The sequence below is a fragment of the Streptomyces sp. rh34 genome (genome assembly GCF_002551245.1).
Classification (GTDB): domain Bacteria; phylum Actinomycetota; class Actinomycetes; order Streptomycetales; family Streptomycetaceae; genus Streptomyces.
In genome coordinates, this window is record NZ_NTGZ01000232.1 from 1 (window position 1) to 11,482 (window position 11,482).

Genomic DNA, 11,482 nt, shown 5'->3' on the forward strand with positions numbered 1-11,482 from the left:
ATGCTGAACGGCCGCAGCAGCCGGAACGCCGTCGCCTCCCGCGAGGCCGTGACGCTGCCGGCGCCGGCCTCACCCGCGCGACCGATCCCGGCGGGCGCACAGGTGAGGGCCCGCGGCATCAGCCCCTTCACCACCCCGAACGACACGTTCTACCGCGTGGACACCGCCCTCGTGATCCCCAAGGTCGACGCGGACTCCTGGCGGCTCCGCATCCACGGCGAGGGCGTACGGCGCGACCTGGAGTTCACCTACCAGGACCTGCTGGAACGCCCGTTGATCGAGCGGGAGATCACGCTCACCTGCGTCTCCAACGAGGTCGGCGGCCCCTACGTCGGCCACGCCAGGTGGATCGGCGTCCGGCTCGCCGACCTGCTCAGGGAGGCCGGGGTGAAGCCGCCGTCCCGGCGCGGCCCGGCCGACCAGCTCGTCGCCCGGTCCGTGGACGGCATGACGCTCGGCACCCCCGTCGAGGACGTCATGGACGGCCGCGACGCGATGCTCGCGGTCGGGATGAACGGCGAACCGCTGCCCTTCGTCCACGGATTCCCCGTCCGCATGGTCGTCCCCGGCCTGTACGGGTACGTCTCGGCCTGCAAGTGGATCGAGGACATCGAGCTCACCACGTTCGACGCCTACGACGCGTACTGGGTGAAGCGCGACTGGGCCCGCGAGGCCCCGATCAAGACCCAGGCCCGGATCGACACCCCCAAGCCCTTCGGGCGCCCGGAGGCCGGCACGGTCATGGTGGCCGGAGTGGCCTGGGCCCAGCACCGCGGCATCGAGAAGGTCGAGATCCGCGTGGACGACGGGCCCTGGCGGCCGGCACAGCTCGCCGAGCAGGCCACCGTCGACACCTGGCGCCAGTGGTCCTACCCCTGGAAGGCGACCCCCGGTGGCCACACCCTGACCGTCCGCGCCACCGACCGCACCGGCGAGCTCCAGACCGAGAAACGCACCAGGACCGTCCCCGACGGCGCGAGCGGCCGGCACTCCGTCGTGGTGACCGTCGACTGACCGCTCGGGCGCACCCGGGCCGGACGTTTCTCCGGCACCTCGCGGCACCCTTCTACGGCACCCGGGCCGTCCACTCCGGCGTACCGAACTTGGTGCGTACGAGCTCCTCGGCGCGCGCCAGCTCGGCGTCCGTCACGCTTCCCGCCGTGAGCCCGTGGCGCTTGCGGAACGACGCGATCATGCGCTCGATGACGGTCTGGCGGGGGAGCCCGGTCTGCCGCCGCAGCGGGTCGACGCGCTTCTTCGCGGACCGGGTGCCCTTGTCGGACATCTTCTCCTTGCCGATCCGCAACACCTCCAGCATCTTGTCGGCGTCGATGTCGTACGCCATGGTCACGTGGTGCAGCACGGCGCCCGGCCCGCCGTCCGGCCCGACCATCCGCTTCTGCGCGGCTCCGGCGATCTTGCCGACCTCGGTGGCGATGTCGTTGAGCGGCTGGTACCAGGCTTTGATGCCCATGTCGCCGAGGGCTTCCAGGACCCAGTCGTCCAGGTAGGCGTAACTGTCGGCGAACGACAGCCCGGAGACCAGCGACTGCGGGACGGCGAGCGAGTAGGTGATGGTGGAGCTCGGCTCGGCGAACATCGCGCCACCGCCGGAGATCCGGCGCACGACGTTCACCCCGTGCCGCTCGACGCCCGCCGGGTCGACCTCGTTGCGCAGCGACTGGAAGCTGCCGATGATCACGGCGGGGGAGTCCCACTCCCAGACCCGCAGTGTCGGCGGCCGCAGCCCCGCCGCGACCTCGGCGGTGATCACCTCGTCCAGCGCCATGTGCAGCGCGGGCGACTGCGGGGCCTCGTGGATCAGCTGCCAGTCGTAGTCGCTCCACTCCGTGGCCTGCGCGAGTGCCCTGCGCACGGTGACGGCGACCCCCTCCGCGCTCAGTCCGAGCATCACCGTGGAGTCGGGCAGCGCCGCCTCGATCCGGGCAGCGAGCCCGGCCGTGTCCGTGTTGGCCGGGGCGCCCTCCAGGGCCGCGTCGATCGCCAGGATCGCCTCGTCGGGTTCCAGGAAGAAGTCCCCCGCGACACGGACGTTCCGCAGCGCCCCGCCCTCCACCTCCAGATCCACCACGACCAGCTTGCCGCCGGGAACCTTGTACTCACCGTGCACAGCGCCGCCTCCAGCTTTCGTTCCGCGGTCCGGCTCGGTGAATGAGCCGGACACAACCGGATGTAACGCACATCGGGGCGTGGATCATCCCGCGCTGCCGGGCCTCGGCCGATCCGTGCCTGAGCGGGGACCGTGCGCTGGTCAGGGCGGCTGTGGACTGTTCGGCGACCGGATCGACCCTCGGCCCCCAACCGTGGGGTGGTCTGCGGCGCGCCCGCGTGCGAGGGTGATCACCGATACGCAGTGATGACCAGCGACATCTCAACAGGGGGACGAGACATGCAGGTTCGCCGGGTCGGAGCCACGCCACCACCACCCACGGCCCATGCCCCGGGCGCCACCCGCACGTGCCCGACGACGTGCGGGGGGAGGGCGCGGCAGCATGCTCGGTGAGCTCCTGGACCGTTCCCCCCGCCGGATCGGCCCCTACCGGACCCTCGCCCGTCTCGGCGCGGGCGGCATGGGCGAGGTGTATCTGGGAGCCGATACGCGGCCCCGGCGCCCCCACACCGGCCCGCAGCTCGTGGCCGTCAAGACGGTGCGGGCGGAACTGGTCGGCGACCCGGCGCTGCGCGACCGTTTCCGCCGGGAGACGGAGACGGCCCGCTCGGTGGACAGCCGGTTCACGGCCCGGCTGCTCGCCGCGGACGCGGATGCCGCGGAGCCGTGGCTGGCCACCGAGTACGTGGCGGGGCCGACCCTGGAGCGGGCGGTCCGCGCGGCGGGCCCCCTGCCGGTCGAAACGGTCCACCGCCTCGGTCTCGGCCTCGTACGGGCGCTGCGCGGCATCCACCACGCGCGGGTGCAGCACCGCGACCTGAAGCCGACGAGCATCCTGCTCGGCGCCGAAGGACCCAAGGTCATCGACTTCGGCATCGCCCGTGACTTCGGGGCCGGCACCATGACGGCGACCGGCGTGATGGTCGGGTCCCCGGGCTACATGTCGCCGGAGCACGTGCGGGGAGGACGGCATGTGGTGGCCGCGTCGGACATCTTCTGCCTGGCGTCGGTGCTGTGTTACGCGGCGAGCGGCACGCCTCCGTTCGGGGAGGGTCCGCTGGCCGCCGTGCTCTACCGGATCTCGCAGGCCGACGTGAATCTGACGGGCGTTCCGGACCAGGTGCGAGGACTGATCGAGGACTGTCTGCACCCCGACCCCTCGTCCCGACCCGACATCGCCGTCCTGGAGGCCCGCTTCCGGACCGTGACCGACCTGCCGGACGCCGCGGACGACGGCAGCCTCTGGCCGCCCGGCGTACGGGAGTTGGTGGCCGCGGACGAGGCCGAACTGGCCGGATTGCTGGAGGCGGCGGGCGCGCTCGCCGCCGCGGCCCCCACGATGCCGGGCGCGCCCCCGGTGCACAGCGCGGAAACGGTCACCGGCACTCCGCCGCCTCCGGTGACCCCGCCGGCCGGCCCGCGTTCCGGTCCGCGCCGGCGCATGGTCGTCGCCGTGATCGCGGCGGCGCTCGCCGCCGGTGTGCTCGGCGCCTTCGGGCTGCGGGCCCTGGAGGGCGGCGGCGACGACGGCAAGAAGGCGTCCGGCGCCGCATCGGGCTCCCCCTCGCCCTCCGCGTCGGCGGACATCGCGCCCGGGGTCGGTCTCAACCGGTACGGCGTCGACGGCAGCCGCTACTTCCCCGTCGACTCGACGATCCGTCCGGACGGCTGGAAGCCCTGGTCGGCGAAACTGGACGTGCGCCCCTGGGACTGCGCCCTGAACCGCGTGTTGTTGGTCTGCCGCACCTTGGACGGAGGCCTCGCGGCGGTCCGCGCGTCCGACGGGGAACCGCTGTGGAACGCGGCGTCGCCCGACCCCGGCGGCCTGCCGGGCAGGGGTAACCGCGGTATGCACATTCCTGGCAACGGCAGCGCCCCGCTGATTCAGGGCGACATCGTCGTCTCCGCCGAGGCCGGCATGGTCCGTGGCCGGTCCGCCGCGGACGGAGAGGTCCGTTGGGAGCACGACACGGGTCTGGGACACGAAGCGGAGAGCGTCGGAAACGCACTGCTGGGCGATGGGGTCGCGTTCTTCACCCTGGGCTTCGGGCCGAGTGCGACCGTCTACGCCTACGACGTCCGCACGGGAAAGCACCTCTGGAAACGGTCCCTGGTGTCGCATGACGCGCCGATGGCCGCATCCGGGATGTACGGCGCCGATGCGTTCACGGAGGGCAGGCTCATCACCCGGACGGACGGCGGCATGACCGCGTTCGACGCGAGGACCGGGGAGCCGACTCCCATGGGGGTGCCCGGGAACGGCTTGTGCGGTGCCGTACTGGTCCACAACGGCCACATCTACTGCGACACCGAGAAGCCCGCGAACGCCGGGGAAGCAGGCGGGGAGACCACCGTGACGCTGGACGCGGTGACTCTGCGGCCGGTCGACGAAGACGGCCCGCGCACCGCTGTCGAGCGGAACGGGGCAGAGGGCGCGGTTCCCGCGAACGGTACGACGTACAGCCTGCGGTTCGGCGCTGATGGCCGTGTCGAGCTCACACCCCACGGCCCTCCGCACGGGACCCACACGGTCGCCCCGCCCCGGAAGGAAGGGGAAGAGGGCGGAGGGTTTCCCTCCATGGATCCGGTGATCGTCGGAGACACGGCGGTGTTCGCCGACAACCGCCGCCTCTACACACTGCCGTTGGACGGCGACGAGCGAGCCTGGCGCGAGATCGACGGCGGGCCGGGCGATCGAGACCCGACCGGCCTCGACTCCGAGCCCCTGGCCTGGGCGCCGCAAGTGATCTCTCTGGGCGGAGCGCTCTTCGTGATCTACCACGACGGAACCGTGCGGTCCATGAAGCTTCCCGCCTGAGACACCCTTCCCCGGCCACTCGACCCATCGAACCCCCTTACCCGGTAACCGACTTGGAGTCCCTTCGCCGTGTTGCGTCCGCTCGACGCCGATGCCCCTTACAACGTGGGTCCGTACCGGCTGCTCGCCGGCCTCGGCTCCGGAGGCATGGGTACGGTCCACCTCGCCCTGCCACCGGACGGCGGCCCCGACGACCTCGTCGCACTGAAGACCGTCCGCCGCGACCTGGACCTCGAGGGCGACTTCCGGATCCGGTTCCGACGCGAGGCGGAGGCGGCGCGTGCCGTACGCGGCCCGTATGTCTCCGCGCTCGTCGGCGCCGAACCGGAAGCGGAACGACCCTGGCTGGCCACCCAGTACGTCGCCGGGCCCTCGCTCGCCGACGCGGTGGCCCGGCACGGCCCGCTGCCCGTCGACGTGGTGCGCCGACTCGGCGCTGACCTCGCGCGGGGTCTGGCCGCCGTGCACGGGGCGCGACTGGTGCACCGGGACCTGAAACCGGCCAACGTGGTCCTCGGCGCCCGGGGCCCACGGCTCATCGACTTCGGCATCGCCCAGGCCTACGACGCGACGGCGCTGACCGCGACCGGCATCATGGTCGGCTCGCCGGGCTTCATGTCCCCCGAGCACATCGACGGCGGCCGGTCGGTGACCTCCGCGTCCGACGTGTTCTGCCTCGGTGCCGTCCTCTGCTTCGCCGCCACGGGACACGGGCCGTTCGAGGACAGCGAACTCGCCGCGACCGTGCACCGCATCGTGCAGGGCGAGGCTGAACTCTCCCAGGTCCCGACGGAGTTGCGGGACGTCGTGGCCGACTGTCTGCGGCAGGAACCCGGCCGCCGCCCGACGACGGACGACCTGATCCGCACCCTGGACCCGGAGGCCGCATCGGCCCGCCCGGGAGCCGTGCAGGCGCCCCGCCGGGAGCCCTTCCCCTGGCCGGACGGTGTGCGCGGCGAGATCCGCGCGTACGAGACGGCCGTGGGCCGAGCGCTCCTCGCACCCCCGGCCCCCCAGAAGGCACCCGCCGCCACCCCGCCGGGCCCCGGCGTCCCGACACCCCCGGTTCCCCCGCAGTCCTCGGCGCCGACCCCGAAACGGGCGGGAAGCCGGCTGCGCCGGTCCCTCGGCGCCGGCGCCGCTCTCCTCGTCGGCACGCTCGCGGTCGTCCTGCTGAACCTGCCGGGCGAAGAGAACGGCCCGGCCGAGGGTGAGGCGTCCTCGGGGAACCCGGGCGGGTCCCCGAAGAGCACGAAGAGCCCCGGCTCCGCCGCCGTTCGCACCGCCCCCGTGGCCGCCGACGCGACGGGTGACTTCGGACCGGACGCGCTGGACCGCACGCTGCAGCCCGAAGGCTGGCAGCCGTGGATCACGTCCGTCGAGGGAAAGGGCGGCGCGTCGAACTGTTCGCTCAGCGGCACCGTGCTCGTCTGCGTCCGGTGGGACCAGGACCGGAGGCGGGGGCACCTGGAGGCGAGGAACGCGGCCGACGGCACATTTGCGTGGCGCTATCCCGCCGGCAGCGGCGGAGAGGACATCACATCACTGCCCTACGCCGAACTGGACACCCGGCACGTCTACACCACCTCGACCGACGGTACCGGTGTCGACGTGCTCGATCTCGGCGATGGAAAGCGGGTGGCGGGACTGCCGGGCCGCAAGGGGTACCTGTCGGCCGCTGCCCGGGTCCACGAAGGACAGCTCTTCGTCTCCTATGTCGCGGAGGGCGGGCCGGCCGAGGCCGGGGACGTGTTCCTCCGCGCGTATTCCGTCAAGGACCGCGAGAAGCAGTGGGAACGCGCGATGCCCTCCGCGCGGGCCCAGTCGTTGGACATCGCGGGCGACCGTCTCTGGGTGACCGGTGGGGACACCCGCACCCTGGACCCGAAGACCGGCAAGGATCTGGACAGGATCTCCGACCACTGTCCCGGTCCGAGGCGGGGCGACCCGTACGTCGCTTGTCTGGACGCGGTGCGGGAGACCCGAACGCTCAGGAAGGTCAGCGACACGCGTGTTGACATGCTGCACGGCGCACGGCACGAAAAGGTGGTATTCGTGCGAGGCAGTGACAGGGCGAAGGGCTCGGCGCACCTCAGCGCCCTCGACCCGCGGACCTGGCGCGAGCAGTGGTCGCTGACCTGGAACGGCGAGGACTCCGTCATCGTGGCCGGTGACCGGGTCCTGGTGATCGGGGCCGGCGAGCTGCGGGGATTCGACCTGGAGCACGGCACGGCCGTGGCGAGCCGGTCCACGCTCCGCGGCTGGCCTCGGGAGGGTGAGGCCGTCGACGCTGCCTTGATGCGGCCGTCCAGTGTCCTGGTGTCCGGCGGCGCCATCTACCTGACCTTCGAGGACGGCACCCTTCTGTCCGCCCCCGTCCCCTGATCCGGTGACGCGGGGCCGGTGGGGCGCCGTCGGCGGCCGGGGTCCGCACGCAGTTCCTCACCGCGCCACCGCTCCGCCCGCGAACACCTGGCTGGACGTCCTGGCAGGTCCACCTCGTCCCGCTCCTGGCATGATCGGCCGACATGAGCGACGCACCCCGCCACATCCTCGTCATCGGCATGGGCGCCGGCGACCCCGACCACCTGACCCTCGCCGCGGTGAAGGCCATGCGCCGGGCCGATGTCTTCTTCGTGGTCGGCAAGGGCAAGGAGAAGGAGTCCCTGACCCGGCTGCGGCGGGACATCCTCGACGAACACCTCACCGGCCCCTACCGCGTCGTCGAGGCCGAGGACCCCTGGCGGGACCGGACCCAGCAGGACGGAGGGCGTTACACCTCGGCGGTGCACGACTGGCGTCTTCGCCGCGCCCACATCTGCGAACGCCTGATCACCGACGAACTCGCGCCGGGACAGTGCGGAGCCTTCCTGGTGTGGGGCGACCCGTCCCTGTACGACAGCACCCTCGCGATCCTCGACGACATTCTGGGCCGGGGCACGGTGGAATTCGGCCATGAGGTGATTCCCGGCATCAGTAGCGTCTCCGCCCTCGCCGCACGCCACCGCGTCACCCTGAACCGGGTCGGCCGCCCCATCCACATCACCCCCGGCAGGCGTCTCGCCCAGGGCTTTCCCGAGGACGACGGCGACATCGTCGTGATGCTCGACGGCCACGAGAGCTTCACCCACCTGACGGGCAGGGGCCTGTGGATCCACTGGGGCGCGTACATCGGCACCCCTGACGAGATCCTGGTATCCGGCCCGCTCGACGAGGTCGCCGGCCGGATCAGCCGGCTGCGCGCGGAGGCCCGCGAACGGCACGGCTGGATCATGGACACCTATCTGCTGCGCCAAGGGCCGGGCGACGCGGACAGTACGGGCCGCGTGGGCGGTGCGGATGGCGCGGATCGTACGAACGGCTGAAAGGTCCGCGTCGAGGCGCGGGCGGCCTCGGCCGCCGCACCTCGTCGTCGGACCTGTGCGGCGTCAGCCGCGGGACTCGTGTGCCCGGATCGCGCCGAGCCCGTGCCCCAGACTGGGGCATTCGGCGGTCAGGTCGCTGCCCCGAACCAAGTAGTCGTGCACCCGGCCGTCCGTCGGCCGCTCGACGGCGCGATACAGCGTGCCGTTCACGGTGATCGTCCAGTCGTCGCCGTCCTGGGCCCACCCGACTGTCTTCTTCATCTGACGTTTTCCGTTTCCTCGGTCGGCCTCGCCGCGGGTCGGCGGCCGTGTAGTGGGAAGAAGAACGGCTTGTGACGCTCTGTGGTTCCGCTGTCCCTACGCCATTCGGTTACATCTGTGTCACTGTCACGCCCAGACGACCCGACCGACCTGACCGGCGGTCAGCGAGCCTCTGACGAACAGTCGAACGTACAGAGAACCTGTGCCGGGCACCTGTGCGGGGAACCCCGACTGCGGCCCGGAGAACCGCGGCCGGCCCGAGGCCCCGGGCCGCCCCCGTGCGGTCCTGGGAATGTCCGAGCCCGCTGATAGCGTGCCGCTTTCCGGATCGAAGATCACGAAAGGACGGCGTACGTGCGGGAAGTGACGTGCCATGAGGTGGACGCCAGGCGCTTGGACGAAGCGTTGGAGGGTATCGCCGGGCGCACCGCGGGACGGTGGCATCTGATGCGTTACGACGACCCGGCCCCCCGGCACATGGCCGAAACGGCCGACGAGCTGCTCGACCACGTCGCCGCCCGCGCGGGGCGGGGGGTCGCGCTCGACGAGGTGGCGCGCTCCGCGCTGCGCACGGCGGCCGAGTGCCGGATGGGGGAGTTGAGTGTCGGCTGCTATCCCGACGGCGACCAGGAGATCCCCTTCCCGCTGATCGGCGAGAAACTCAGCACCGAGGACATATCCTTCGGCGCCGCCATCGCCCACGCGGGAGCGCAGGCACCCTCGGCCCGGACCTGGCTCGACGCCTTCGCGGTCTCCCTGGTCAGCGGTCTCGTATGGGACTGGCAGCGGGTGATCGGACTTCTGCTGCGGAACGACTACGCGGTCGAGATCCACGCGGGGGTGCCGTACTCCCCGCTCGCCTCGCCCTCGGACCCGGTGGACCTCGCCGCGATGGACGCCCTGTGCCGCTACCTGACCCGGGCAGAGGGCCATCAGCCCCGCCACTGGCCCACCGTGCCGCTGCGCAAGCCCGCTGCCGACGAGCGGGCACAGGCGGCCGCCGCGCTGGACGCCGCAGGCACACCGACCCCCGACCAGCGGTTGCTGCGCGTGCTCCTCGACGACGAACAGCAGGCATTCGAAGAGGCGTTGGCGGTCCGGCTCGACATCTACCGGGAGAGCGTGGGGCCTCGCCCCGCCCCCCGCACCCTGCTGCCGCTCGATGCCCTCGCCCTGGCCGCCCTCGCCGTCCAGGTGCACGGATGGGGACTCGGGGTTCGATCCGGCTACCTGCCGAACGATCTGCTGGGCCCGACGGACGCGCTGCGCCGGGCAGCGGAGGCGGGACCCAACAACTTCGGTGCCTGGCACGCGAAGTAGCCTTCAGGACCCGGCGGACCGCCTGTCGTTCGCCCCCTTGAAGTTAGGTTAACCTAACCAGCAAATGTCCGGTGGTGGATCTTCCGCCCCGGTGTCGCCCTGCGCGCGGACCCTGCTTCCGCACGACCCGCCGCGCACTCCGACCGAAGGGCTTCGCCATGCCGCGTGCTCCGCTCCCACTCCCCGGTGAACCTTTCGTGGAGCGTGGAGCGTGGGGCGTGAGCGCCGGTACGCCGTCGGCATCCGGCGCGGAGGGCGTGCGGGGAGGACTCGTCGCGGGCGGTGTGCACGGGCCGGGGAGACTGCGGGACCTCACCGCGATCGTCCTGGACGCGCTGGAGAACGCCGCCCGCGCCCGGGGCGGGCCGCTGCCCGCCGGAGGGCCCGAGGCCGTGGCCGTGAGCACTCGCGCCCTCTGCGCCCCGGTCCTGCCGGAGGAGGGCGTCGGCCCCGAGGCCGCCCTCGGGGACCTGGTCCGCGCGGTCGCGGAGGGAGCCGCCGATCCGGCCGACCCCGCCTGCGTCGCCCATCTGCACTGCCCGCCGCTCGCCGTGGCCGTCGCGGCGGACCTGGCCGGGGCGGCTCTCAACCCCTCCATGGACTCCTGGGACCAGGCGCCCGCCGCCGGGGTGATCGAGGAGCTGACCACCGCCGCACTGGCCCGGCTCGTCCACCCGACGGCCCCGGCCCCCGACGCGCTCATCACCAGCGGTGGCACCGAGTCCAACCTGGTCGCCCTGCTCCTCGCGAGGGAGCGAGCGGCACGGGGAGCGACACCCCATTCCCTGCGGGTGGTGACCGGCGCCAACGCCCACCACAGCGTCCACCGCGCCGCATGGATGCTCGGTCTGCCCGCCCCCGCGATCGTCGCCTGCCGCGACGGCCGGATCGACCCGGCCGCCCTGGACCGCGCCCTGGCCGCACTCGCCGGAGCGCCGATCCTGGTCGTCGCCACCGCCGGAACGACCGACGAGGGGCGCATCGACCCGCTCCCGGAGATCGCCCGCATCGCCGAACGGCACGCGGCGCAGCTCCACGTCGATGCCGCGTACGGTGGTCCGCTGCTGTTCAGCGAGCGCCTGGCCCCTCTGCTCGCGGGGCTGGAACGCGCCGCTTCCGTAACGTTCGACCTGCATAAACTCGGCTGGCAGCCGGTCGCCGCCGGAGTGCTGGCCGTCGCGGACGCCGGGATGCTCGCGCCGCTCTCCCTGCGCGCCGACTACCTGAACGCCGACGACGACACCGAGGCCGGACTCCCGGACCTGCTGGGCCGCTCGATCCGCACCACCCGGCGCCCCGACGCCCTGAAGATGGCGGTCACCTTCCGGGCGCTCGGACGCCGGGGACTCGGCGAACTGGTGGAGCGCTGCGTGCGTACGGCCCACGAGTTCGGCCGGGCCGTCGACGCCCGCCCCGCACTGCGCCGCCGGCCCGGCGATATCGGGATCAGCACCGTACTGTTCCGCCCCGCGGTGGCCGACGCGCTGCCGGACGAGGAGGGCGACGCCGTGGTCGCCGCTGTCCGCCGCACTCTGCTCGCCGAGGGGCGCGCCGTCCTGGGCCTGTCTCTTATACACATCTCTGATG

8 protein-coding genes are annotated in these 11,482 nt (G+C 72.5%); 6 read left to right on the forward strand and 2 right to left on the reverse strand.

What is annotated here, in order from left to right; translation table 11 throughout:
* Window positions 1-1,014 (forward strand): molybdopterin-dependent oxidoreductase (locus CR470_RS29845; RefSeq protein WP_179892413.1); only part of this gene is annotated, 1,014 nt, incomplete at its 5' end.
* 52 nt (window positions 1,015-1,066) lie between these two features.
* Here the strand turns inward: CR470_RS29845 and CR470_RS29850 are convergent.
* Entirely contained in the window at window positions 1,067-2,131 is a 1,065-nt protein-coding gene (locus CR470_RS29850) for a lipoate--protein ligase family protein (RefSeq protein WP_097870609.1), read from the reverse strand.
* Window positions 2,132-2,513: 382 nt separating this feature from the next.
* Between CR470_RS29850 and CR470_RS29855 the strand changes: the two genes are divergently transcribed.
* From CR470_RS29855 to cobF, 3 genes are all read left to right on the forward strand, one after another.
* Entirely contained in the window at window positions 2,514-4,949 is a 2,436-nt protein-coding gene (locus CR470_RS29855) for a protein kinase domain-containing protein (protein ID WP_179892414.1), read from the forward strand.
* A gap of 69 nt (window positions 4,950-5,018) precedes the next feature.
* Window positions 5,019-7,334 (forward strand): protein kinase domain-containing protein, encoded by a 2,316-nt coding sequence (locus tag CR470_RS29860; RefSeq protein WP_097870611.1) that lies wholly within the window; start codon window positions 5,019-5,021, stop codon window positions 7,332-7,334.
* A gap of 143 nt (window positions 7,335-7,477) precedes the next feature.
* Complete coding sequence (cobF, locus tag CR470_RS29865) at window positions 7,478-8,314, forward strand: precorrin-6A synthase (deacetylating) (protein WP_097870612.1); 837 nt, start codon at window positions 7,478-7,480, stop codon at window positions 8,312-8,314.
* A 63-nt stretch (window positions 8,315-8,377) separates the two neighbouring features.
* On the opposite strand, the gene CR470_RS29870 is transcribed toward cobF, so the two are convergent.
* On the reverse strand, window positions 8,378-8,575 hold the full coding sequence (locus tag CR470_RS29870) for a hypothetical protein (RefSeq protein ID WP_097870613.1): 198 nt from the start codon (window positions 8,573-8,575) through the stop codon (window positions 8,378-8,380).
* A 354-nt stretch (window positions 8,576-8,929) separates the two neighbouring features.
* On the opposite strand from CR470_RS29870, the gene CR470_RS29875 reads away from it, so the two are divergent.
* Window positions 8,930-9,895 carry an immunity 49 family protein gene (locus CR470_RS29875; RefSeq protein WP_097870614.1) on the forward strand — a complete coding sequence of 322 codons (966 nt, stop codon included), beginning with the start codon at window positions 8,930-8,932 and terminating at the stop codon, window positions 9,893-9,895.
* Window positions 9,896-10,113: 218 nt separating this feature from the next.
* Window positions 10,114-11,482 (forward strand): pyridoxal phosphate-dependent decarboxylase family protein (locus tag CR470_RS29880; RefSeq protein WP_097870615.1); only part of this gene is annotated, 1,369 nt, incomplete at its 3' end.

Bases quoted from the DNA above. Each gene is read 5' to 3' on its own strand.
- CR470_RS29855 (WP_179892414.1), top strand. From the start codon at position 2,514: ATGCTCGGTGAGCTCCTGGACCGTTCCCCCCGCCGGATCGGCCCCTAC.
- cobF (WP_097870612.1), top strand. From the start codon at position 7,478: ATGAGCGACGCACCCCGCCACATCCTCGTCATCGGCATGGGCGCCGGC.
- CR470_RS29870 (WP_097870613.1), bottom strand. From the start codon at position 8,575: ATGAAGAAGACAGTCGGGTGGGCCCAGGACGGCGACGACTGGACGATC.